The sequence below is a fragment of the Kribbella sandramycini genome, assembly GCF_013131805.1.
In the GTDB taxonomy this organism is placed as follows: domain Bacteria; phylum Actinomycetota; class Actinomycetes; order Propionibacteriales; family Kribbellaceae; genus Kribbella; species Kribbella sandramycini.
This window is the reverse complement of the sequence record NZ_JABJRC010000011.1, coordinates 61,460-85,001: the sequence shown is the minus strand read 5'-3', so window position 1 is coordinate 85,001 and position 23,542 is coordinate 61,460. Positions and strand designations below refer to the sequence as shown.

General features: G+C 70.3%; 23 protein-coding genes. 12 read left to right on the top strand and 11 right to left on the bottom strand.

The window, feature by feature from the left end:
* Positions 1-32: 32 nt before the first annotated feature.
* Positions 33-752, bottom strand: coding sequence for a hypothetical protein (locus HPO96_RS33845; protein WP_171678497.1), 720 nt, complete (start codon positions 750-752; stop codon positions 33-35).
* Positions 753-889: 137 nt separating this feature from the next.
* The gene (locus HPO96_RS33840) at positions 890-1,504 is read right to left on the bottom strand and encodes an RNA-dependent RNA polymerase family protein (protein ID WP_202886752.1); all 615 of its coding nucleotides are present in this window, start codon (positions 1,502-1,504) and stop codon (positions 890-892) included.
* A gap of 71 nt (positions 1,505-1,575) precedes the next feature.
* On the opposite strand from HPO96_RS33840, the gene HPO96_RS33835 reads away from it, so the two are divergent.
* The 3 genes from HPO96_RS33835 (at position 1,576) to HPO96_RS33825 (ending at position 4,092) form a co-directional block, all read left to right on the top strand.
* Positions 1,576-1,974, top strand: coding sequence for a hypothetical protein (locus HPO96_RS33835; RefSeq protein ID WP_238355801.1), 399 nt, complete (start codon positions 1,576-1,578; stop codon positions 1,972-1,974).
* Positions 1,975-2,057: 83 nt separating this feature from the next.
* On the top strand, positions 2,058-3,170 hold the full coding sequence (locus HPO96_RS33830) for a GNAT family N-acetyltransferase (protein WP_171678495.1): 1,113 nt from the start codon (positions 2,058-2,060) through the stop codon (positions 3,168-3,170).
* Positions 3,115-4,092, top strand: coding sequence for a potassium channel family protein (locus tag HPO96_RS33825; RefSeq protein WP_238355800.1), 978 nt, complete (start codon positions 3,115-3,117; stop codon positions 4,090-4,092). Before HPO96_RS33830 ends, HPO96_RS33825 begins: the two co-directional genes overlap by 56 nt.
* Positions 4,093-4,138: 46 nt before the next feature.
* Here HPO96_RS33825 and HPO96_RS33820 read toward each other — a convergent pair whose 3' ends face one another.
* Positions 4,139-4,339, bottom strand: coding sequence for a hypothetical protein (locus HPO96_RS33820; RefSeq protein ID WP_171678494.1), 201 nt, complete (start codon positions 4,337-4,339; stop codon positions 4,139-4,141).
* A gap of 200 nt (positions 4,340-4,539) precedes the next feature.
* Here HPO96_RS33820 and HPO96_RS33815 point away from each other — a divergent pair, with 200 nt between their 5' ends.
* From HPO96_RS33815 to HPO96_RS33805, 3 genes are all read left to right on the top strand, one after another.
* Positions 4,540-5,439, top strand: coding sequence for a PfkB family carbohydrate kinase (locus HPO96_RS33815; RefSeq protein WP_171678493.1), 900 nt, complete (start codon positions 4,540-4,542; stop codon positions 5,437-5,439).
* Complete coding sequence (locus HPO96_RS33810) at positions 5,436-7,415, top strand: SUMF1/EgtB/PvdO family nonheme iron enzyme (protein WP_171678492.1); 1,980 nt, start codon at positions 5,436-5,438, stop codon at positions 7,413-7,415. Before HPO96_RS33815 ends, HPO96_RS33810 begins: the two co-directional genes overlap by 4 nt.
* A gap of 67 nt (positions 7,416-7,482) precedes the next feature.
* Positions 7,483-9,075, top strand: coding sequence for a phytoene desaturase family protein (locus HPO96_RS33805; protein WP_171678491.1), 1,593 nt, complete (start codon positions 7,483-7,485; stop codon positions 9,073-9,075).
* On the opposite strand, the gene HPO96_RS33800 is transcribed toward HPO96_RS33805, so the two are convergent.
* The gene (locus tag HPO96_RS33800) at positions 9,029-10,219 is read right to left on the bottom strand and encodes a DUF418 domain-containing protein (protein WP_171678490.1); all 1,191 of its coding nucleotides are present in this window, start codon (positions 10,217-10,219) and stop codon (positions 9,029-9,031) included. The genes HPO96_RS33805 and HPO96_RS33800 overlap by 47 nt on opposite strands.
* Positions 10,220-10,298: 79 nt before the next feature.
* Between HPO96_RS33800 and HPO96_RS33795 the strand changes: the two genes are divergently transcribed.
* A complete protein-coding gene (locus tag HPO96_RS33795) occupies positions 10,299-10,883 on the top strand; it encodes a TetR family transcriptional regulator (protein WP_202886751.1) in 585 nt (194 codons plus the stop codon).
* On the opposite strand, the gene HPO96_RS33790 is transcribed toward HPO96_RS33795, so the two are convergent.
* Entirely contained in the window at positions 10,876-12,618 is a 1,743-nt protein-coding gene (locus tag HPO96_RS33790) for an ABC transporter ATP-binding protein (RefSeq protein WP_171678488.1), read from the bottom strand. The two genes, HPO96_RS33795 and HPO96_RS33790, sit on opposite strands and share 8 nt — an antisense overlap.
* Before the next feature lie 96 nt (positions 12,619-12,714).
* Between HPO96_RS33790 and HPO96_RS33785 the strand changes: the two genes are divergently transcribed.
* The 4 genes from HPO96_RS33785 to HPO96_RS33770 all read left to right on the top strand — a co-directional run bounded on the left by HPO96_RS33785 (position 12,715) and on the right by HPO96_RS33770 (position 17,143).
* Positions 12,715-13,317, top strand: coding sequence for a TetR/AcrR family transcriptional regulator (locus HPO96_RS33785; RefSeq protein ID WP_171678487.1), 603 nt, complete (start codon positions 12,715-12,717; stop codon positions 13,315-13,317).
* A 1-nt stretch (position 13,318) separates the two neighbouring features.
* Entirely contained in the window at positions 13,319-14,557 is a 1,239-nt protein-coding gene (locus HPO96_RS33780) for an RNA polymerase sigma factor (protein WP_171678486.1), read from the top strand.
* Between the two features lie 61 nt (positions 14,558-14,618).
* Positions 14,619-15,932 (top strand): acyl-CoA dehydrogenase family protein, encoded by a 1,314-nt coding sequence (locus HPO96_RS33775; protein WP_202886750.1) that lies wholly within the window; start codon positions 14,619-14,621, stop codon positions 15,930-15,932.
* Complete coding sequence (locus tag HPO96_RS33770; protein ID WP_171678485.1) at positions 15,932-17,143, top strand: acyl-CoA dehydrogenase family protein; 1,212 nt, start codon at positions 15,932-15,934, stop codon at positions 17,141-17,143. Before HPO96_RS33775 ends, HPO96_RS33770 begins: the two co-directional genes overlap by 1 nt.
* 38 nt (positions 17,144-17,181) lie before the next feature.
* Here HPO96_RS33770 and HPO96_RS33765 read toward each other — a convergent pair whose 3' ends face one another.
* Together HPO96_RS33765 and HPO96_RS33760 are read right to left on the bottom strand one after the other, a co-directional pair.
* Complete coding sequence (locus tag HPO96_RS33765; protein ID WP_171678484.1) at positions 17,182-18,153, bottom strand: LysR family transcriptional regulator; 972 nt, start codon at positions 18,151-18,153, stop codon at positions 17,182-17,184.
* Between the two features lie 40 nt (positions 18,154-18,193).
* The gene (locus HPO96_RS33760; protein WP_171678483.1) at positions 18,194-19,522 is read right to left on the bottom strand and encodes an alpha-lytic protease prodomain-containing protein; all 1,329 of its coding nucleotides are present in this window, start codon (positions 19,520-19,522) and stop codon (positions 18,194-18,196) included.
* 180 nt (positions 19,523-19,702) lie between these two features.
* On the opposite strand from HPO96_RS33760, the gene HPO96_RS33755 reads away from it, so the two are divergent.
* Entirely contained in the window at positions 19,703-20,629 is a 927-nt protein-coding gene (locus tag HPO96_RS33755; RefSeq protein ID WP_171678482.1) for an SMP-30/gluconolactonase/LRE family protein, read from the top strand.
* On the opposite strand, the gene HPO96_RS33750 is transcribed toward HPO96_RS33755, so the two are convergent.
* From HPO96_RS33750 to HPO96_RS33735, 4 genes are all read right to left on the bottom strand, one after another.
* Positions 20,626-21,576, bottom strand: coding sequence for a helix-turn-helix domain-containing protein (locus HPO96_RS33750; RefSeq protein WP_171678481.1), 951 nt, complete (start codon positions 21,574-21,576; stop codon positions 20,626-20,628). The two genes, HPO96_RS33755 and HPO96_RS33750, sit on opposite strands and share 4 nt — an antisense overlap.
* Before the next feature lie 93 nt (positions 21,577-21,669).
* Entirely contained in the window at positions 21,670-22,692 is a 1,023-nt protein-coding gene (locus HPO96_RS33745) for a PQQ-dependent sugar dehydrogenase (RefSeq protein WP_171678480.1), read from the bottom strand.
* Between the two features lie 115 nt (positions 22,693-22,807).
* A complete protein-coding gene (locus HPO96_RS33740) occupies positions 22,808-23,041 on the bottom strand; it encodes a hypothetical protein (protein ID WP_171678479.1) in 234 nt (77 codons plus the stop codon).
* Positions 23,042-23,104: 63 nt separating this feature from the next.
* Complete coding sequence (locus HPO96_RS33735) at positions 23,105-23,533, bottom strand: hypothetical protein (RefSeq protein ID WP_171678478.1); 429 nt, start codon at positions 23,531-23,533, stop codon at positions 23,105-23,107.
* Positions 23,534-23,542: the final 9 nt, after the last annotated feature.

Here is a 23,542-nt window from a genome sequence, read left to right as displayed (position 1 = left end):
TGACAAAAGGCTGCCAGGTAACCGTCAAACGTTCACGAGATCGAGGTGAGCTCGCGGGTCGACTGGGCTTCGGCGATCACGGTGCCGTCCTTGAAGGCCGGGTCGCGGACGCCGATGGCCTGGCGGAAGACCTTCACCTTGATCGTGCAGGCGACGCCGGGTTGGCCGGGGGAGGGGGTGGCGGCGAGGCGGATCGCGTTGGCGGGGATCTGGCCGCCGACGGCGCCGGAGGGCAGCCGGAGCTCGCCGTCCTGGATGCAGGGCCCACTCCAGTGCACCGTGGTCGGGAGGTCGGTTGGCGCCGAGTCGAAGCGGACGGCGAGGGGCGACTTGCGGGACGCCGTCGTACCGATGGCCGGGGCGGTCAGCTGGAGGCGCTCGGGCAGGACGACGGTCGATCGCGGAGCCGACTGGTTCTCGCTGTCCCGGCGCAGGTCGAAGGTGATCTCGGTGCCGGCCCGCTGCTCGCCGTCGAGGCGGCCGAGGTAGCTGGTGACGCCGAGGCTCTTGCTGTGCCGCAGGTCGGTCGATGCGGTGCCGCCCGTGACGTGCAGCGATTCGCCGTCGCCGAGTTTGACGTAGGTCAGCGTGCCGGCGCGGAGCGTGCCGCGGACGTCGGCGCCGCGGGAGCGGTCCTTGACGGTGACGACGAAGTCGGCGCGGATACCGCTGGTGCGGATGTCCTTGGCGTCGGCGGTCGAGCAGCCGGTCAGGATCAGCGCGGCGGCGAGCAACCCTGCGATAAACCTCACGCTAGCGGAAGCTAGCACCGCTGCGGTTCAAGGAATAGTGGCGTCGGACCGGGAAGCGCCTCACGGCGCGTGGCCGCTCGTAGCGGCTTTATTTGGGACCCGGGGCTTGCACCGGCCCGACACCTCGAACAGTGTAACTACCAGAGCTGACCGGCGCGCTCCGAGCGTGCCGCGATCTGCAGCTGGTCGGCCATCTCGACCAGTTTCGACGCCGACAGCACCTGGTCATGACCGTCGTCCGCGAGATGCGCGCGACCGGTCGCGACGATCCGCGCGAACGCCGCCGCACGGTCCAGCGTGGTGGCGAAATCGCCGGTCGCGACGCCGCGCAGGACGGCGTCCACCATGTCCCGCACCTCGGTCGGGCCGGGCGGTTCGGCGACACCGGCGACCACTGCGTGCACTTCGGCGTACTTGCGCCCGGTCGTGAACTCGAGCGAGACCTGCTCGGCGTTCGAGTGCACCCAGGAGCGCAGCAGGTAGAGCCGCCAGAGCGCGCCGGGCAGCGAGTCGGACGGCGCATCCGACCAGAGCTCGGCCAACTCGTCGAGACCGTAGTCGTCGGCCAGCTTGACCACCCGCGCGTGCACCTCGGCGTCCTCCGAGGAGCGGACGCCGCGCACCAGCAGCTCGGCCGTCCGGTGTGCCACCTCGGTGACGGCAGCCGGGTCGGCGGCGCCGGGCAACGACTCGAACAGCTTGTTGCCGGGCAGAATCGGGCGGCGCGGATTGGGGGAGCTCACGGCCTCCATGGTGCCTGACCGACCGAACCTCCGCACGCCGACCCGGCTCAGTCGGACACCCGCTCAAGTACGCTCGGAGCATGGCGGGTGCTGGAGGCGGCCGACTGGCCAAGAATCTGATCAAGTACGGCGTGCGGTACGGGCCGCTCGTCGCCGAGGCCGTGCGGCACGGCCGGGAGCCGGCCCAGCAGGCGGTCCAGGCCGCGATGGCCAAACGCGCGGCGCGGAAGAAGGCGCTCGAGCACGCGCTGACGGTTCGCGACGGGTCGCTGCTCAAGGTGATCAAGGACGGCCAGGCGATCTTCTTCGTCTTCTCCGGCGACGCGATCGTCACGACCTACCCGCCGGTCCCGCAGGCGACGTACACCGAGCTGCTGCGGCATGCCGACCTGGACAAGCGCGAGTCGGCCGCGGCGCTGGCGGCCGCCCGCAAGCCGCGCGTCGGCGCCCGGCTGCCCAAGGTGATCCGCCGCCGTTGACGCGGTCGTAACATTCCGGACCCGACGAGGCAACAGCTCTCCCGCAGGGTGGAAGCACGAAGCTTTCGAGGGAGGGCGTCCGCATGCTCTGGAAGATCAGGACCGAACTCGCCGACCGGCCCGGTGCGCTGGCCGAACTCGCTGCACGGTGTGGTGCGGACGACATCAACATCCTGAGCCTGGAGGTCTTCACGGCCGAGACCGGCGCCGTGGACGAGCTGGTGGTCTCGACCGGCGTCGGCTGGACCGCAGACGACCTGACCGCACTGGTGGCCGAAGCCGGATGCGTTCGGACGACGGTGCGGCCGTGTCAGGCCGACGTACTGAGTGACGCGCCGACGCGCTACCTGCGGGCGGTACTGCGGTTGATCGACGACCCGATGTCGGTGGACGACGAGCTGGGCGCGCTGCAGGGTTTCGAGGAGTACACGCCGGCGGAGTGGGCGCGGGCCGACGTACTGGTCGAGATTGCGGGCCGGTTGGTCGAGCGGCTGCAGGAGCCGGTGCTGGACGGGCCGCGGCCGGGTGCTGGTGAGCCGGAGCTTCGGCGTGCGTCTGTCGAGGACGCCGAGGCCGTAGTAGCCATGCACGAGCGCTGCTCACACGAGAGCCGGACGCGGCGCTACCACGTGCCGATGCCGAAGCTGACGGCCCGCACTGCGCGGCACCTGTCCGCACCGGCCGGCGGAGTCTCGATCGTCGCTGGCGTCGACGACGCCGTGATCGGCATGGCCACAGCGGCCCCCTGGGAGGAGCTGGGCGGTACGGCGATGGAGGTCGCCGTCCTGGTCGAGGACGGCTGGCAGGGGCGTGGGCTCGGCGCCCAGCTGCTGCGCCAGGTCATCACCGCCGCGCGCGATCTGGGCGCGGATCGGGCGGTCTGCGTCGTCCAGCCGGAGAACGCCGCCATGTTGCGCACGATCGAGGGTCTGCGGATGCGGACCCGAGTGGTCCAGGACGGCGCCAACCTGATGGTGACGGTGGCGCTGTCACAGGAAAGCCTGTCGCATGCGGTGGATCGCCCGCCGGTGCAATATGGTCGATCCCGTGCCATCCCTGCCCGGTCGCAATCCACACGGCCTTCTGGTCAACCTGCCCGCGAGCACGCGCTCGCCGCTCTTTCAGCTCTTCAGCCGCTTCATGATCGCGGTGGGGCTGTTGACCCTGATGGTGCTGATCGTGGTGATCGACCGTGACGGCTACAAGGACAGCTACGACGGCACTGTCGACCTGATCGACAGCATCTACTACGCCACCGTCACGCTCACCACCACCGGGTACGGCGACATCACGCCGGTGACGCCCGCTGCCCGGCTGGTGAACGCCTTCATCGTCACGCCGCTGCGGATCTCGTTCCTGGTGGTACTGGTCGGCACGACACTGGAAGTTCTGGCCAACGAGGGTCGCCGGATCATGCGCGACACGCGATGGAGGAAACGCATGAGAGACCACACCATCGTCGTCGGCTACGGCACCAAGGGCCGCTCCGCCGTGCAGACCCTGATCAGCAACGGGGTGAAGCGCGACGGCATCGTCGTCATCGACCCGCGCGCGCAGGCGGTCGGTGACGCGGGCAACGATCAGATGGCCGCGTTCCACGGCGATGCCACCAACCGGACGGTGCTTCGCCGGGCCGAGGTGATGACGGCGCGCGAGGTGATCGTCACCACCGATCGCGACGACTCCGCCGTCCTCGTCACGCTCGCCGTCCGCCAGCTGAACCCGAACGCGCACATCGTCGTCGCCGTCCGCGAGGAGGACAACGTCCCGCTGCTGCGCCAGTCCGGCGCCGACGCGGTCGTCACGTCCTCCGAAGCCGTCGGCCGGCTGCTGGGCCTGTCGGCCGTCAGCCCGAACCTCGGCGAGGTGATGGAGGACCTGCTGACCTACGGCGACGGCCTCGAGGTCGCCGAGCGCCCGGTGCTCGGCCGCGAGGTCGGCAAACCGCCGTCCGCGCTGCCCGACCGCGTCGTCTCCGTGGTCCGCGACGGCAAGGTGCACCGGTACTACGACTCGAACGTCTCGGTCCTCGCGGCCGGCGACAAGCTGATCGTCGTCCGGCCGGCCAAGGAGACTCCCTGGGCCGAGCGCCCGGGCGCCGAGGACGACGACGAATAGGAAACGCCCGGCACCGTGAGCACGATGCCGGGCGTCGAGGTATCGGTTACTTGATGACCTCTACCTTCTTGTCACCCGCGGCTTTCGCGAGCTTGACGGTGCCGTTCTCCCGGTCGGCCGCGAGCTTGACGGTCCCGGTCTCGCGGTCGGCCGCCAGCCCCAGCGCTGGCCCGACGGCCACCGCACCGAGCAGCAACGCCGCCAGCCCTGCCCCCACGGACGCGCGCACCACAGCAGTCTTGGTCATGTCCCCACCCCAGAATCTTGTCGACAATTCAACGGCCAAAGCCTACCCGGCAGAGGCGATAGCCCGACGCTCAGTTTCTCGGGGCCGGCGGGAGTACGCGGCGCGGAACGGGGGTACAAGCTCCGCGGCTGCGATTGGCCGGGCGGTCGTGGGAGGGTGGGCCGGGACGATGTCGGCCGGAGCTGTGGAGGTGGCGCGGGGTGGAGCCTGAGGTGGTCGTGGTGGGCAGCGCGAACGTCGATCTGGTGCTGCCGGTCCGGCGGATCCCGCGCCCCGGCGAGACCGTCCTCGCGGGCGTGCTGACGCGCGGCCCCGGCGGCAAGGGCGCGAACCAGGCCGTCGCCGCGGCCCGGGCCGGCGCCCGGACGGCGATGGTCGCGGCCCTCGGCGCGGACGACGGCGGCGCCCTGCTGCGCGACACTCTCGGCCAAGCCGGCGTCGATCTGGCGCTCGTCGGCGTCAGCGACGCCCCGACCGGGACGGCGATCATCACCGTCGAGGAGTCCGGGGAGAACTCGATCGTCGTCGCCCCCGGCGCGAACGGCGAGCTGACCTTGTCAGCGCAGGCCGCCGAGCTGGTCGGCGCGGCGAAGGTCGTGCTCGCCCAGCTGGAGATCCCGATGGCCACCGTCGCGGCGGCCGCCGCGGCCGGCTCCTACTTCATCCTGAACGCCGCCCCCGCGGCCGAGTTGCCCGCCGCGCTGCTGGCCGATGTCGACCTGCTCGTGGTGAACGAGAGCGAGGCGGAGGCGGCCGCCGGGCCGGATCGGGCCCGCCTGCTGGAGCTGGTCCCGGCCGCGGTGGTCACGCTCGGCGGGGCCGGCGCGGTGATCCTCACCCGGGGCCACGACGAGATCGTCGTCCCGGGCGTCAAGGTCGAGGTCGTCGACACGACCGCCGCGGGTGACACCTTCTGCGGAGTGCTCGCCGCGACCTTGGCTGCCGCGTCAGCTATCGAGTCGATCACACCCCGCGACCTGACGAACGCGGTCCGACGCGCTAACGTTGCTGCATCACTGAGTGTTCAGGCCGCGGGAGCAGTTGCCTCGGTGCCTCACGGGGATGCGATCGACGCGCGTTATGCGGAGGTGTACCTGTGAATTCGCTCGAACCGCGGCCCATCGATCTGCCCGCCCGGGTGGATCTCGGGTTTCGGGCCGACCTGTCCTTCCTCGACGACGCCACCGTCCTCGGCGCCCCGGAGGACGCGGCCGACCTCCCGCGGTGGCGGGCCAAACTCGCCGAGTGGCTGATCGGCGCGTACGAGCGGACGCCGTACGACGGCTCGCCGTACGACCACCCGGGCCGCGAGTGGGCCCAGACGGCGTACTCGGTCGCGTTCGCCTGGCTCTGGGACGACCTGCTGTACGACGCCGCCGGCGCCCGCTTCACCCCGGAGCGGTTCGTCCGGCACAGCATCGAGCAGTTCGGCGGCCACGACGCGATCGTGCTCCAGCACGCCTACCCGGTGCTCGGGATCGACTCCCGCAACCAGTTCGACTTCTACCGCGATGTCCCCGGCCTTCGCCGGCTCGTCGACGAGCTGCACGAGCACGGGCTGAAGGTCTTCTTCGGCTACCACCCGTGGGACACCGGCACCCGTCGGCCCGCGCGCTCGGACGCCGAGGAGTTCGCGGCGCTCGTCACCGAGTACGCCGTCGACGGCATCTTCCTGGACACGCTGGCGGAGGCCGACCCGGCGTTCGTCCGGGCGGTCCGGGCAGCGAATCCGGCGATCGTGTTCGAGGGCGAAACACGGTTGCCGATGGCAAGGGTCGGCGATCATCCGTTGTCCTGGGCGCAATGGTTCGGCGACACGCACGCTCCCGGCGTCCTGCGTGCGCACCTGTTCGAGCGCCGGCACCTGATGCATCACGTCCGGCGCTGGCATCGCGATCACAGCGACGAGTTGCAGTCAGCGTGGATCAACGGCGCCGGGATCATCGTCTGGGAGTCGGTGTTCTCCAGCTGGGTCGGCTGGAACGCGCGCGACCGGTCGACGCTGCGCCGGATGGTCGCGGCGCAACGCGCCTTCGCGCCGGTACTGCTCAACGGCGACTGGATCCAGCTCACCCCCGAGGTGCCCGAGAAGGCCCGGATGCACGGTATCTACGGCTCGCGTTTCGACTTGGCCGACGTCACGTTCTGGACGCTGATCAATCGCGACGACGAGGACTTCGACGGGATCGTGCTGCGCTCGGAGGATCAGGTCGGCGACTGGTACGACGTGACGACCGGCGTCCCGATCACCGCGAACGACGACGGCGTCCATCTGACCGTGCCGGGGCGCGGCGTGACCGGGATCGTCCGGGTCGGCGCGACCGCGGGCCCGTCCTGCCGGGCGACCGCGCGCCGGCTGGGCACCTTGCCGCGGCCACAGGTGGCCGACGCCGCGTTCCCGATGCGGCCCGCGGAGCGGTTGCCGGCGCCAACGATCTCCGGTCCGGCCGCGATCGGCGCGGCGGTCGGCGTACCGGCGGGGGAGCGGTCGCTGACCGTGCGGTACCGGCGGCGCGAGACCGGGCTGTACGACCAGGCGCCGTACGTCGACGCGTGGGCGCCGCGGCTGCACGACGTCCGGACGGAGACGCGTGAGGTGAGTTTGGGCGCCATCTCGGTGGCGGCGTCCGAGGTCACCAACGCGGAGTACGCCGAGTTCCTGGCGGCGACGGGGTATCGGCCGTCGGTCGGTCATCGGTTCCTCGCGCATTGGGTCGGCGGGGCGCCGGCGTCCGGGACGGATGAGCAGCCGGTGACGTACGTCGAGCTGGCGGATGCGCGCGCGTACGCCGCGTGGCGCGGCGGGCGGCTGCCGACCGAGGACGAGTGGCAGGTCGCGGCCGGTCTGGAGGGTTTCGGCCGGGCCGAGCCCCTGGTCTGGAACCTGACCGAGAGCGAGCACCGCGACGGGCGCAGCCGGTTCTGCATTCTCAAGGGCGGCTCGCAGTATGTTGCCAAGGGCTCCGAGTGGTACGCCGACGGCGGGCCGCAGGAGCCCGCGGTGAGCTTCAAACTGGTGCTCACCGGCCTCGGGCTGGACCGCTCGGAGACGATCGGCTTCCGCTGCGCGGGCTAGGCGCGTCGCAACTGGTGGCGGCGGGTACTGACGGGGTAGCCCAGGTCATCGAGCTAAGGTCGTAGACATGCTCCCGCGCAGTGTTGACGCCGTCGTGATCGGTTCGGGGCCGAACGGGCTGGTGAGCGCGATCGCGCTCGCCGACGCCGGCTGGGACGTGCTCGTGCTCGAGGCCGCCGACACCTACGGCGGCGCCGTCCGGTCGATCGAGCGGGACGGGTGGATCAGCGACCGGTTCAGCTCGAACTACCCGCTGGGCGTGGCGTCGCCGGTGATGCGCGCGCTGGAGTTGGAGAATCACGGGCTGAAATGGGGATACGCGCCGCTCGCGCTCACCCATCTGCTGGATCCGTCGGGCAGTTCGGTGTCGATCCATCCCGATCCCGAGGACACGGCGAAGTCGGTCGGCGCGGAGCAGCCGGGCGACGGCGCAGCCTGGCTGCGGCTGTACGAGCAGTACGTCGCGATCCGGGAGCCGTTGCTGAAATCGCTGCTGACGACGTGGCCGCCGGTCGCGCCTGCGGTCAAGCTGGTGCGCAAGCTCGGCTCGGCCGGGGAGCTGCTGCGCTTCGCCCGGTTCATGGCGATGCCGATGCACCGGATGGGGCAGGAGCTGTTCACCGGGCCGCAGGGCGGCGCGCTGCTCGCGGGGAACGCGCTGCACGCCGATGCGCCGCTGTCGGGCAGCGTCAGCGGGACGATGGGCTGGCTGCTCGCGATGCTCGCTCAAGATGTCGGCTATCCGGTCGCCGTCGGCGGATCGAGCGCCTTCTCGGGGGCGCTGGTGCGGCGGGCCGAGCAGGCCGGGGTGCTGTTCGCGGCCGGTACGCCGGTGGTCGGCGTCGACGTCTCGGGCGGCCGGGCGAGCGGCGTCCGGACGGCGTCGGGTGAGTACGTCGCGGCCGAGCGGGCCGTCATCGCCGACACCTCGGCGCCGGTGCTGTACGACGCACTGTTGTCAGGGGCAACTATCCCGGCGGGGTTGCGGCGGGATCTGGACGAGCGGTTCGACTGGGACTACCCGACGGTGAAGCTGAACTTCCGGCTCCGCGGGCCGATCCCGTGGACGGCGGCCGAGGCGCGCTCGGCGGGCGTCGTCCATCTCGGTGGGACGGCGGACGAGCTGGTGCGGCTCGGCGCGGAGCTGGACACCCGGCGGGTGCCCGAGCAGCCGTTCCTGCTGATCGGGCAGACCACGAAATCGGATCCGTCGCGGTCGCCGGCCGGGTCGGAGGCGGTCTGGGCGTATGCGCACCTGCCGCGCGGGATCGCGGACGACGCGTCGGCGGAGCTGCTGGGGGAGCGGATGGAAGCCGCGATCGAGCGGTACGCCCCGGGATTCTCGGCGCTGGTGATCGATCGGGAGCTGCAGCGGCCGAGTGGGTTGGAGGCCGGCAACGCCGCGCTCGGTTTCGGCGCCCTCGGCGGTGGGACGATGCAGCTTCAGCAGCAGCTGATCTTCCGGCCGACGATCGGCCTGGGGAGCCCGCGGACCTTCGTCGACGGGCTCTACCTCGGCAGCTCGGCGATTCACCCGGGCGGCGGCGTCCACGGCGCTTGCGGTCACCTGGCCGCGCGGACCGCCCTGCGTGATGCCTCCGTCCTGGGGCCGGTCACGCGCCGCTTCCCGACGGCTGTTCTGCGCCGCCTGCAGAAGTGACCCGCCGATAGGTGAGGCGGCGTAACAGCGACTCGGCGGGGCCACGGCGTCCGGCTCGTTCGAGCAGCACGGCGACGACCACCGTGGTGAGCCAGGCCGCGATCCCGAGCAGCGCGACTGTTGCCGCTCCGACGCGTTCGCCGAGCCCGAGTGCGTACGGCGCCAGTAGGACGACGAGGAGCACGGACTGCAGCAGGTAGCTGGTCAACGACCGGCGTCCGCAGGCTCGCAGGGCCACGGCCAGTCGATTGTCGCCCTTGCCGATGACGGCCAAGGTGATCAGAGCTGCATAGCCGACGCCGCCGTAACCGGACACGGCATGGAGCGCACCGGCGGCCGCGATCTGACCCTCGGACAGGTTCGTCCAGTAGCCGGCTACAGCCGCCGCCCAGGGCAGGCCGCCGAGGACTGCGACCGGCAGGCCGATGATCGCGATCCGGCGCAGGACTCGTACCTGCCGCTCGGGGTCGTCGAGGAGGCGACGTCGGGCCGCCCAGGCGCCGGCGAGGACGGCGGCGAGCATTCCGAGCGGCTGGAGGATGAGGCTCGGCAGCCACTCCGTCAGCCGGAGAGCGACTGCGGCCAGCGCATTCGATTCGCCGGTCGACGGCAGTGGGCTGGTGCCGCCGGCGGTGGCGGCCAGAGCCATTGATGCGCCGCCGGAGGCGACGATCAGGATGGAGGTGATCGCAAGGGCCCGCGTCCACCTGGCCCGAGCGGTGATCAGTCCGGCGCCGAGCAGTAGAGCCAGGACGCCGTACGCGCCCAGGATGTCGCCGCCCCAGAGCAGGGCCGCGTGGACGAATCCGAAAACGATCAGCCACAGGCCCCGGCGCCGGATCAGCCGGCGCGTCTGGCCGGGGGCGTCGGTGCGGCGGCTCCACAGCTGGACGAGCCCGTAGCCCAGCAGGGCCGCGAACATCGGGTAGCCCCGGCCGACGACCGTGGCCGTCTCGGCGAAGACGACTGCCTGGTCGGCCCCGGATCCGTCGGCCGGGTAGCCCCCGATCGCCAGCGGCCGCCCGCTCAGGTACGCCGGTGCGTGGGCCAGTGCGATCAGCGCCAGGACGGCGCCACGCGCGACGTCCGGCCCGGGTGCGCGGTCCGTCAACCGCACCGGTCCGCTCAGCTGCTTGATGGTCATCACCCCTCCTAAGTAAATCTCGCTTATACAAGTTAGGATGTATATCAGCTCAAGACCCAACTGGCGAAAGGGGGTGCCGGTGACCGGCAGAACGGTGACTCGGCGAATGCCGCGGGAGCAGCGGCGTGAGCAGCTCGTGGACGCCGCGACCACGGCCTTCGCGCGGACCGGCGGCTACCCGCGGACCAGCCTGGAAGAGATCGCGGCCGAGGCCGGCGTCACGGCGGCGATCATCTATCGGCATTTCACGTCGAAGGCCGAGCTGTATCAGGCTGCGATCGATCGGGCCTGTCTGCGGCTGTTCCACACGGCGACGGATGCCGATGGCGAGCTGACCGACTTGAGTCTGGCCCGGATGCTGACCTGGGCGAGCGCCGAGCCGGCCGCCTTCCGGCTCCTGTTCCGGTACGCGCGGCTGGAGCCGGAGTTCAGCCACGACATCGAGCAGCTCTGGTCCTCGATGGTCGGCGCCGCGCGACCGCATGTCGCCGCGATCGCCTCCAGCCCGGCCTGGGCGGATTGGGGCGCCCACCTGAACACGACGGTGGTGATCGAGTCGATCCTGGTCTGGCTCGACAGTGGCAGCCCCGACCCTGCGGAGGCTGCCGCCCGGCTCGCGTTGACGGTTACCGGGATCGAACAGGCGGTCCGGGCGCCTAGCTGACCGTGGTGGTGATCCGGAGGGCGGCGACGAGGTCCTGGTAGAGGGAGTCGGTGCTGAGGAGCTGGGTGTGGGTGCCGCGGGCGCGGACGGCGCCGGATTCGAGGACGACGATCTGGTCGGCATCGATCACTGTGGAGAGCCGGTGCGCGATGGTGAGGACGGCGCCGGTGCGGGCCACCCGGGCGATGACGTCGTGGACGGCGGCCTCGGTGAGGCCGTCGAGCTGAGCGGTCGCCTCATCGAGGAGCAGGATCTCCGGCGTGCTGACGAGCGCGCGGGCGAGCGCGATCCGCTGCCGCTCGCCGCCGGAGATGACCGCGGTGGAAAGCACGGTGTCGAGGCCCTCGGGCAGTTCGTGCACGCGCTCGTCGAGCCGGACCGCGCGAAGCGCCTCCCAGAGCGTCTCTTCGGTGGCGTCCTGGTGGGTGTAGCGCAGGTTCTCCCGCAGGGTGCCCGGGACGAGTGGGGTGTCCTGCTCGACGTAGACGATCCGCCGCCGGAGATCCTCCAGGGACCACTCGTTCAGCGGGATCCCATCGAGAACGAGCCGCCCGCTCTCGGGGTTCAGGAAGCGGAGCAGGAGCGAGAACATCGTCGTCTTGCCGGCGCCGGACGGGCCGACGATCGCGGTGTGTCCGATCCGCGGGATCTCCAGACTGACGTCCTGCAAGGCGGTTGCGGCGCCCGGCGCGTAGCGCGCGGTGACTTGTTCGAAGGTGAGTGCGGAGGCGCTCAGGTCGCCCGACGGACGACGTACGCCGCCCTCGCTCTGAGCTTCGAGCTCGAACGCCTCGATCTCCCGGATCCGCGTCGCCGCCGCGACGCCGGACTGCAACGACGTCACCGTCGTCGTCAGCGACATCACCGGCTCCATCAGCTGAAAGGTGTAGAGCAGGAACGCGACCAGCGCTGAGACGGCGAGCGCTCCCTCGCTCACGCGCCAGGCGCCGAGCCCGAGGATCAGCATCGTTGCCAGCCCGATGCCGAACCCGGCGATCGTCATCGCGACCGCCTGGTACCGCACCGCGCGCACGCTCTGCCGCGCGGACTCCGTCGCCTCCGAGATCACCCGCTCGCTCTCGCGGCCCTCGGCCCGGCTCGCCTTCACCGTGCGGATGGCGCGCAGCGCGCCCTCCAGCGCGCCGCCCAGCCGGCCGACCGCGCCCTGCGCCTGCTCCTGGGCCTTCGCCATCGGCGGCATCAGCACCGCGATGATCAGCCCGACCACGATCAGCGCACCCAAAGTCGTTGCCAAGAGCACCAAATCCAGCACGGCCATCAGCACCAGCGAGCCGACCAGCATGATGGTGCCGTTCACCAGCTCCACCAGGCTGGACGCCGCCGCCTCCCGCAGCAGCACCGTGTCGGAGGTGACCCGCGTGACCAGCTCGCCGGGGGAGCGGCCGGCCAGCTCGCCGACCCGGACCCGGAACAGCCGCCGCACCATCGAGCTGCGCGCATCCAGGACGACGCGCTCACCCATCCGGCCGAGCAGGATCCACTGCACCAGCCCGAGCCCAGAGCTCAGCACGAGCAGCCCGATCAGCAGCGCCACGATCGGACCGATCGGGGTGGACGCCGCCAGCCCGTCGAGGACCGCTTTCGACACCATCGGCGTCGCCAGCCCGGCGGCCGTCGTCCCCAGCCCGAGCGCCAGCCCGAGCGCCAGCGTCCGGCGGTGCGGCCGGACGAACGACCACAGCGTCCGGACATTCTCCCAGCGCCTTTCGGCCATGCCGATCTCCCTCGCCTCGAATCATCAGGGTAGCAGGATCGGACATCAGTGTCCCAAAAATAAACTTCGGCGACTTATGGAGCTACAGTGCTGTGCATGGTGGACACAGCGGAGTCGGGGACGCGGAGCCGGACGCGGCGGGCCATCCTGGAGGCGGCCGCGGCGGCCTTCGCGCGGCAGCGGAATGCGTCGCTGGGCGAGATCGCGGCCGAGGCCCAGGTCGCCCGGAGCACCCTGCACCGCTACTTCCCGGATCGGACGGCGCTGATCCACGCTCTTGCCGAGGACCTGCTCGAGCAGATCGAGCGCCTGATCGCCGAGGCCGACCTCGAGCAGGGGCCGCCGCGCGAAGCGCTGCAGCGGATGATCGCCGGCTGGTTCGACCTCGGGCCGCGGTTGTTCTTCCTGTTCAACGAGCCGACCTTCGGGACGCCGGAGCCCAGCGACTGGGTCAAGGACTTCTTCGCCCGGCTCGATGTCGTGAGCAAACCCATTGAAGCCCTGGTCGCTCGCGGTCATGCCGACGGCGTCTTCGCCCAGTCGCTCCCGCCGACCTGGATCAACCGTCTGCTGTGGTGGATGGTCTACATCGCCTGCGAGGCCGTCAGCGACGGTGAGCTGACCCGCTATGCGGCGCCCGCCGTCCTGCTCCAGACCTTGGAGACCGGGATTCTGGCGCCCGGGCATCGGGACGACTGAGATGGGTGTCGACGCTGAGGTGGAGGGGCTTCTGCGGGGGCTGGCGCCGCAGGTGGTCGGGTTCTTGGTGCGGCGGTACGGGCAGTTCGATCTGTGTGAGGACGCCGTCCAGGAGGCTTTGCTCGCGGCGGCGACTCAGTGGCCGGTGGACGGCGTACCGGGGAATCCGCGCGGCTGGCTGATCACGGTCGCGACGCGGCGGCTGACGGATCAGATCCGCAGTGAGAGTGCGCGCCGTCGTCGTGAGGATGCCGTCGCGTCGATGGACGGCGAACTCGTTGCCCCCGGCGCTGATTCGGTGCCGGACGCCGAATCCGATGACACGCTGACGCTGCTCTTCCTGTGTTGTCACCCGGCGGTGACCCCGGCGTCCCAAGTGGCGTTGACGTTGCGGGCTGTCGGTGGGTTGTCGACCGCTGAGATTGCCCGGGCGTTCATGGTGCCGGAGGCAACGATGGCCCCGCGGATCAGCCGGGCCAAGAAGAGTATTCGGGAGGCGGGCAGTCGTTTCGAACTCCCGCCGGACGCCGAACGTGCCGACCGGCTGCGCGTCGTCCTGCAAGTTCTCTATCTGATCTTCAACGAGGGCTACACCGCCAGCTCCGGCGAATCACTCCAGCGGGTGGAGCTCACCACCGAGGCCATCCGTCTGGCCCGGATGCTGCGCGCGGCCCTCCCCGACGACGGCGAGGTTGCGGGCCTGCTCGCCCTGATGCTCCTCACCGACTCCCGGCGTACCGCCCGGACGACGCCGTCCGGCGAACTCGTCCCCATCGACGAACAAGATCGCGCTCTCTGGGACCAGGCTCAGATCGCCGAAGGCGCCGCCCTCACCCTCGCCACCCTCGCCCAAGGCGCCGTCGGCCCCTACCAGCTCCAAGCCGCCATCGCCGCCCTGCACGCCGAGGCCCCCACCGCCGAAGACACCGACTGGCCGCAAATCCACGCCCTCTACCTCCTCCTCGAACAACTCACCCCCAACCCCATGATCACCCTCAATCGAGCCATCGCCCTCGCCCAAATCCAAGGCCCACAAGCCGCCCTGGCCCTCCTCGACACCCTCGCCACCAACAAGAGCCTCACCGAATCCCACCGCCTCGACGCCGTCCGCGCCCACCTCCACGAACGCGCCGGCAACCCCACCCTCGCCCGCGCCCTCTACCTCTCCGCCGCCCGCCGAACCCCCTCCCTCCCCGAAAAGCACTACCTGACCACCAAAGCCACCACCCTCCCCGAGTAAGTAGCAGGGTGTGGTCTGGGTCACGTGACTCGGGTTGTAACTTCGGTTTACAGTGGCGGGTATGAGCGTGCTGGAGCGGGAGCGCCGGGGCCGGCGGGACGTGATCGGGGTTGGGGTCGCGTTGCTGAACCGGCTGGCCAAGTCGCGGACGATCGACCGGCTCGGGTGGCGGCGGCAGACCGAGCGGGTGGTGTTCGAGGCGACGAAGAGCGGTTTCCGGACGGCGGGAGCGCTCTCCCGGAGTTTCTCGGCGGCCTCGAAGCTGACCAAACCGGCACGCCTGCCGGCGGCCCGGGGGAGCGGCCGGTTCGACCTGACTCCGACCGAGGACCAGCAGACCGTGGTCGAAGTGGTGCGCGAGTTCGCGGCCGAGGTCCTGCGTCCCGCGGCTCCGGCGGCGGACACCGCGTGTACGACGGAGCCGAAGGTGCTCACGGCGTCCGCAGAGCTCGGGTTGAGCCTGATCGAGATCCCGGAGGAGCTGGGCGGTTTCGTCACCGAGCGCTCCGCGATGACCGGCGTTCTCGTCGCGGAAGCGCTCTCGCACGGAGATATGGGCCAGGCGGTCGCGTGCCTCGCGCCCGCCGCGGTCAGCACGGCGATCTCCCTCTGGGGTGACGAAACCCAGCAAGCGACGTACCTGCCCGCCTTCACCGGCGACTCCGCACCCCCGGCCGCCGCGCTCGCCATCCTCGAACCGCGCCCGCTCTTCGACCCGTTCGAGCTCCAGACCCGCGTCACCAACGGCAAGCTGACCGGCGTGAAGTCGCTCGTCCCGCGCGGCGCCGAGGCCGAGCTGTTCGTCATCGCCGCCCAGCTCGACGACCAGGGCCCGGCCCTGTTCCTCGTCGAGTCCGGCCACCCCGGCATCACGATCGAGGCCGAGCCGTCCATGGGCCTCCGAGCCGCCTCGCTCAGCCGGGTCATCCTGGACGACGTCCCCGCCGTCCAGCTCGGCACCCTCGCCGACTACGCGGACTGCGTCCGCCTGTCCCGCCTCGGCTGGTGCGCCCTCGCCCTCGGCACCGCCCAGGCCGTGCTCGACTATGTGACGCCGTACGTCAACGAGCGGACGGCGTTCGGCGAGCCGATCAGCCACCGGCAGTCGGTCGCCTTCATGGTCGCGAACATCGCGATCGAGCTCGAAGGCATGCGACTCGTCACCTACCGCGCCGGATCGCGTGCCGAGCAAGGGCTCCCGTTCGCCCGCGAGGTCGCCCTGGCCCGCAAGCTGTGCGCCGACAGGGGCATGCAGATCGGGACGGACGGCGTCCAGCTGCTCGGCGGCCACGGCTACGTGAAGGAACATCCGGTCGAACGCTGGTACCGCGATCTGCGCGCGATCGGCGTCATGGAAGGCGCGGTGCTGCTCTGATGATCAACCTCGAGACCCCGCGCAAGTTCCGCGCGTTCGTGAACCAGGCCCATCAGGTCGCCGCCGAGATGCTCCGCCCGAACTCGCGCCGCTACGACCAGGCCGAACACGAGTACCCGGTCGAGCTCGACATGCTCGCCGCGATGGTCGACGGATTAGGTGCCTCAGGCACCGGCTCCGGCGCCGGGGCGTCCGGCGTCCGCCGAGCCGAAGGCGCCGAGGACGCCGGCGTCAAGAACGGCTCCAATCTCTCCTCGGTGCTCTCCATCATGGAGATGTCCTGGGGCGACGTCGGCCTGCTGCTCTCGATGCCCCGCCAGGGCCTCGGCAACTCCGCGATCGCCTCGGTCGCCTCCGACGAGCAGCTCCGCCGGTTCGACGGCGTCTGGGCCGCGATGGCGATCACCGAGCCCGGCTGCGGCTCGGACTCCGCGAACATCCGCACCACGGCCCGCCGCGACGGCGACGACTACCTCATCAACGGCGAGAAGATCTTCGTCACCGCCGGCGGCCGCTGCGACGCCGTCGTCGTCTGGGCCACTCTCGACAAAACCCTCGGCCGCGCCGCCATCAAGTCCTTCGTCGTCCCCAAGGACACCCCCGGCCTCACCGTCGAACGCCTCGAGCACAAACTCGGCATCCGCTCCTCCGACACCGCCACCATCCGCTTCGAGGACTGCCGCGTCCCCGCCGCCAACCTCCTCGGCTCACCCGAGATCGACACCGGCAAAGGCTTCGCCGGCGTCATGCAGACCTTCGACAACACCCGCCCCCTGGTCGCCGCCATGGCCGTCGGCGTCGCCCGGGCCGCCCTCGAACTGACCCGCGACCTCCTCGCCGAAGCCGGTATCACCCCCGACTACGACCGCCCCACCCACCGCCAGCCGGCCGCCGCGGCCACCTACCTCGACCTCGAATCCGACTGGGAAGCCGCCCACCTCCTCACCCTCCAAGCCGCCTGGCTCGCCGACAACTCCCGCCCCAACTCCCTCCAAGCCTCCATCGCCAAAGCCAAAGCCGGCCGCACCGCCAACCACATCACCCTCCGCTGCGTAGAACTGACCGGCACCCTCGGCTACTCCGAACACCACCTCCTCGAAAAATGGTCCCGAGACAGCAAAATCCTCGACATCTTCGAAGGCACCCAACAAATCCAGCAACTGATCGTGGCCCGCAGGCTCCTGGGCAAGACCTCCGCAGAGCTGAAGTAGCTTGTAGGTAAGGGAAGTGCTCGTCCTGGTGCGTCAGCTCAGGGGGCGTCGATGCCGTAGCCGGGGTGGGTGCGGAGCCAGGTGGAGTAGCGGGGGCTTTTGGCGATTACGTCGGTGTAGGCCTGGGTGGCTAGGTTGAGGATTTGGTTGGACAGGGGGGCGGCGGGGCCTTCGGGATGCCAGCCGATGAGGTGGCGCCAGGTGAGGGGGGTGCCGGCGATGGGTTTGGCGACTATGCCGTCCATCTGGCGGAACATTGGTTGGCACAGGACGACGGCGTCGCCGGACTCGACCAGGTCCAGGCAGCTCACTACGTCGGTTTCGTAGAGGGTGCGGGGGATGAAGCCTGCTCTGGCGCAGGCTGAGGTGAAGCAGTCGGCGAAGCAGCCGTCGCCTGGGGTGGCTGCCCATTGCTCGTCGGCGAGCTCGCCGAGGGCGATCTCGGACTGCCCGGCCAGGGGATGGTCGGCCGGGAACAGTACGAAGACGGGGTCGGTGCCGAGTACGCGCCAGGTGAGGCCGGCCTGCGAGGGTGGCGGCGCCTCGCCGCAGACGCCGACGACGGTGTAGTCGACCCGGCCGGCCGCGACCAAGGCTGCCAGTTCATCGGCTGACCAGGAGACGTGGGTTCCGACGTGCAGGCCGGCGTACTCGGTGGTCAGGTGATGGACCAAGCGGCCGAGGATTGGGCCGGTGGCCGAGCCGACTGTCAGTTGAGCGGGGGGTTCGCCGGGACGCCCGGCACCACTCAGGCGGACCGCCTCCTCGCGCAGCCCGGATGCCGCGGGGAGCAGCAGACGGGCCCTGGCGAGGAGGAAGTCGCCGAGTGGTGTCGGGCGTACTCCGGTGCGGTGTCGCTCGAAGACGGAGCCGCCGAGCATGCGTTCGACGCGGCGGAGCTGGGCGCTGAGAGCCGGTTGCGCCAGCCCCAGGTTGGCGGCTGCCTTGGTGACGCTGCCGGCGTCTGCGATTGCGCAGATCAGCCTGAGATGTCGCAGCTCCAGTTCCATACGAACCAAAGTAGAGGCAAGTGGAGCGAGAGTCTTCAGGTCAGAGCGTGCGCCACAAGGCAGGGACGTTCGGCGGTTCCCAACCGGGTTGCGCGGTGTGGCTCTGCCAGCATTCGTACCGCTGGCCGCCGTACGTGACAACGGCTCCGGCCGCGTACGTCGTACCGGCTTGCCAGGTCGTTCCGCCCGGCGGAGTCGTCGGGGGCGTGGTCGGCGGCGTACTGCCACTGACCGTCAAGGTCAGGCTGTAGGCGCCGAGAATCTCGTTCAGGGGCTGGAAGTAGATGACGCCGCCGGAGGTGCAGTTCCCCGAGCCGCCCGAGGTGACGCCTTGGGCTTGGTCGCCGGTGATCCAGGAGCCGCCGGAGTCGCCTGGTTCGGCGCAGGCATTGGTCCGGGTCAGGCCGGTGATGGTGCCTTCGGGGTAGGTCACCGACGCGTTCTTCTGCAGGATCGTGCCGCAACGCCAGCCCGTCGTCGAGCCCGATCGGCAGACCGACGAGCCGACCGGGGCCTCGGTGGCGCCTGCGACCGGAACCGTTCCGGGATACCGGTTGACCAACGCCCGCGGGGTGTTGCCCGCGGCGACGCGGACCCAGCCGTAGTCGTTACCCGGGAAGCTCGAACCGGCCACCGTGCCGCTCGGCTGGGTGGTTGTCTGACCTGCCTGGCCGCAATGTCCGGCCGTCACGAATCCACCGGTGACGGCGAACCCGATCGAGCAGCGCGTACCGCTGCCGATGTAGTAGGCGTTACCGCCGATCACGTCGATCAACGGCCGTGGGGCCTCCGTTGACGTCGCGAAGCGCACCGCGGATGCGTCCAGACCGCTGGTGGTGGCGAAGGCCTTGGCCTGCTCGACGGCTCCGGGCCGGGTGAGGATCGTGACGGTGTTGGTCGCTACGTCGACGTACCAGCCAGGCACGCTCTTGGGGGCACGGCCCGCCCGGGAGTCCAGCCTGTTCTTGAGAGCGTCGAGCTGGATCAGGGAACGGCTCACGGTCTTCGGGGAGGCCCCGGCGGCACGGACCAGCGCAGCGTTGGAGGCATCGGTGACCCCGACAGTCAGGGTCGTGCCACCGGTCTCGAACCAGGCCCCGGCGAAACCCGTACCGAGGCGCGTGCGCAAGGTCGCCTCGACGCCTGCGGCTTCCTTCTCTCTGGCCAGCCTCGCGCGCGCTTCAGCCGGAGTCAGCTTGAGATCCCGGGCTAAGGCGGCAAGCATCTCCGCCGGCGGATCTTGGGTAGGCGCGGTCACGTCCGGTCCACCGGACCTGATCGCAGCGGCGACCGGCGGGACTGCCAGGACGGCGGCCACCAGACCTGCTGCCGACAGCGTCGCCGCGAGGGCTGCTGTTCTTCGAGACATCTGTTTCTCCTACGTGGGCGGGTGGTTACTGCTAGGTGATCGGACCGTAGCCACCGGTCCGGGCGCCTGGGTACAGGCCATTCGGGTCATACCGCCGCGGTCTGGCCGGTCCGGGAAGGAAGAGTTCGGGCTGGGCCGAAAGCGGTCGCCGGGCGGCGAGCAGCCATCGAGGCTGGGGGGATGAAAAGACTCATCGTTGTTGTAGTTCTGGCGAGCATGGTGACCAGCGCGACGACCGCGGCCGCGCATCCGCGACCTGAGCCGCATCGGCCGTCGACGTACGTCGTCTCGCAGACGCCCGGGGATACGCCGGAAGGGATCGAGGTGACGCGCGACGGCACCATGTACGTCACGAGTGTCGGCACCGGCGCGGTCTACCGCGGTTCGGTGCGGAGCGCGCGGCTCCAACTGTTCCTGCCCGCCGGTTCCGACGGCCGCACCCAGGCGACCGGCGTCCACGTGGATCGCTGGGGCCGGGTCCTGGTGGCCGGCGCGAGTACTCGAAAGCTCTTCCGGTACGACGCTCGCGGCCGGTTGCTGGCATCACGGTCTGCGGCGCAAGGCTCGTTCCTGAACGACTTCACCTTCACCAGGGACGCCGTCTATGTCACCGATTCGGCGCACAATCAGATCTGGCGTGCGTCGATCACCCGCGATGGGCTGGGAGAACTCGAGCCCTGGATCACGCGTGACCGGATCAGCCCAACGCCGTACTTCCTCAACGGGATCGTGGCCACACCCGATGGCCGGACCTTGCTCGTCGGCGAACAAGGCCAGGACCTCACCTATCGTGTCGACATCGCGTCCCGCGCGGTGCGACCGGTCGAGTCCGATGGGACTCTCTCGGGTGACGGGTACCTGCTCGAGGGACACCGCCTGTACGTCGTGCACAACGCGGGCAACGGGCGATACATCACCCGGATGGCCCGGCTCGACCGGACCTGGTCCAAGGCCGGCATCCTCGCCGATTCGGCCCCGGGCGACGCCGGGGCGACGCCGACGACGATCGCGCGGGATCGCGGGCGGCTGCTCTGGGTCAACAGTCAGCTCGACCGAGCGCCGGGCACCCCGCCGTACACGGTGAGCGTCGTACCGGATCTCAACTAGCGAAGGAGTTGGACGGCTGTCGGGGTGAGTGAGTGGTGGGTGGCGCCCCGCGATCGGTCGGTGGTCAGGAGGCCGGCGGCGCGGAGGACGCGGGCGTGCTCGGAGGCTGAGGCGTTGGAGATGTTGAGACGGCGCGCCAGCTGGCTGGTGCCGGCGGGGGAGACGAGGCTTCGCAGCACAGCGGCGCGAGTACGTCCGAGGAGCTCGGCCAGGCCATCGGCCGAGTCTCGTTCGGCCGGGTCCACCACCGGCAGTTCGACAGCTGGGTAGACGAGCAAGGGGGTCTGGCCGGGCTCGTCGAAGGTCACGCAGTCCGCGACGAAGGGTGACGGGCAGAGCCGCAGGCCGCGGCCGGCCAGCCGCACGTCGTACTCCCAGGGCGTCGCGATCGTGAGGATGTCGTCCTGCCAGCTGACCTTCGGGTGCAGGGTCGCCAGCAGCTCTTCGCCACCCGCTGCCAGGACCGTCCGCGAGCGGATCGCCAGATCGGCCGCATGAAGGCGCCCGAGTTCGATCGCGGACGGTCCGAGTACGTGCCGGTGGAAGTCGCGGACGGCGCCGCCCAGCGCTCGGCGCGCCTCGGCCCGGCCACCCAGCAGCGCGCGCATGTAGGGATGAATCTCGGACGGTAGATGCGGTCCGAGCTCAGCCCGGATCAGGTCCGCTGGTGTCTCCAGTAGGCGCTCGATCGCCGGTTCCAGCCCCGCTCTGTCCACCGTCGGTGTCAGGAAGCCGGGGAACTGTCCGGTAGGCGAGATCAGCTTCAGCAGGGGCCCCATCGTCGGCCGAACCCGACTCCCGGCCATTCGCCGCCACCGCCGGGTCGCCGTGGAGGTTTGGCTGGGGCTGAGCGCGCGAGCAGCCAGCGCCACCTGGCGAAGCGGCTCGGGTTCGGGCAGGAACATCACCCGCCCGAGGTCCGCCGTACTGAAATGAATCCGGATCACGGCCCGATTCTCACGCCTCGACCGTCTCCGAACCACCCCTGGCCGACCGGAGCCGTGCCGGGTCATGGGTGCTGACCCGGCACGCTCGATTGGTCAGCCGAGGGTCACTCGGAGAATGCTGTTGTTGGTTTCGCTCACGACCCACAGCGAGCCGTCGGCGGCGTTGGCCACTGTGCGGAGGCGGCCCTGCTGGTTGGTGAAGCTGGCGACCGTGTTTCCGTCGCGGACGCCGCCGTTGACCGGGATGGCCCACAGGCGCTGGCCGCGGAGCGCGGCCATCCACATGGTGTTGCGCGCGAAGGCGAGACCGGACGGCGATGCCTGGGCGGTGGTCCAGGTGGCCTGGGGGTTGATGAAGCGGCTGTCGGTGCAACTGCCTTCGCAGGTCGGCCAGCCGTAGTTGCCGCCGGCCCGGATCTGGTTGAGTTCGTCCGTGGTGTTCTGGCCGAGTTCGCTGGCCCAGAGCCGGTTCCCTTCGTCCCAGGCGAGGCCCTGGACGTTGCGGTGCCCGAGGCTGTAGACGCGGGTACCGCTCGGGTTGCCGGGGGCGGGGTTTCCGGTCGGGGTGACCCGGAGGATCTTGCCGCCGAGCGAGTTCGGGTTCTGCGCGTTGGCGGTGTTCGCGGCGTCACCGGTGCTGATGTAGAGGAAGCCATCGGGCCCGAAGGCGAGCCGGCCGCCGTTGTGGATGTTGGCCCGCGGGATCCCGGTGACGACGGTCTGCGGAGCGCCGAGAGTCGTGCCGTCGTAGGTCATCCGGACGACCCGGTTGTCGCCGGATGCGGTGTGGTAGGCGTAGAGCAGCCGGTCGGTACCGAAGGTCGGCGCGATCGCGATCCCGAGCAGGCCGCCTTCGCCGCCGTGCCGGACATTGGGAACGCGGCCGATCTGGCGGACCACGCCGGCCGCTGTGACATGTTTGATCAGTGCGGTGTCCCGCTCGGAAAGCAGCGCCGAGCCGTCCGGCAGGACGGCGAGACCCCACGGGGACTGGAACCCACTTGCCACCGTCCCGGTGATCCGGGGCGTCGGTGGCACGGCGGCGACCGCGGACGGCGCGGCTGTCACCAGGAGCAGAGCGGTTACGGAGGCCAGGGCGGAGAGTTGTTTACGCATGAACTCAGGTCCTCACTTGTCGATCCCCCACTTCGACAGCAAGCTTGCCGCACTTCCGCCGCCCGGACCACCCACGGTGATGGGAGGATTACTCTGAGCGTTCCATCCGCGCCGATCAGTCCGGCGGTTCTACCGGGCGGCCCTCGCTGCCGGAGGTGACGTCTTCGGTGCGGGGCGGACGTCGTTGCTCGTTGGGGACGGGGCCGGGGCTGCGTTCGCCGTCGTCGTGGTCGACCTTGTCGAAGTCGAGGGTGCCCTTCTCGAGGGCGCCGCTTTCCAGGGCGTCGTTCAGCTCGGTGTCGGTGACGGTCTTGCGGTCGTTGTCCGGGCCTGGCCGGTCGAAGCTCATGATGGGTCTCCAGTCTTCTGAAGGACGGGAGATCCCGGTACCCCGCTTCGAACTTCGGTGACGTCAGTCGTTGGGGGTGGGGCCTTGGGCGGCGCGGGAGCGGGCGGTGCTGTCGGCTTCGGCGGGGGAGGCGTCCTGCTGGTCGAGTTTGCGCTGGTAGAAGTCGTACGCCGCTTGTTTGCTGGTGCCCATGGCGCCGCCGACCTGGCTCCAGCTGGAGCCTTCTTCGCGGGCCTGGCGGATCATGTGCCAGCGGGCGCCGGTGAGGAGTTCGACGACGCGGCGGCTGGCGCGGAGTGCTTCGAGTCCCGTGACGCCGGGGAGGTCGCCAAGAGCTTTCACGAGGACGGAAACCGGATGGCCGGCTTCGCGGCCCTCTTGGATCTCGCGCTCGTACAGCTCGCGCTGATCGCTGACGCGGAGTACGCCGAGCAGCTCATCCAGACCTCTGTCGTCGGTCGGTACCGGCGGCTGCCCCGAGTCAACACCCATGACGTCAAC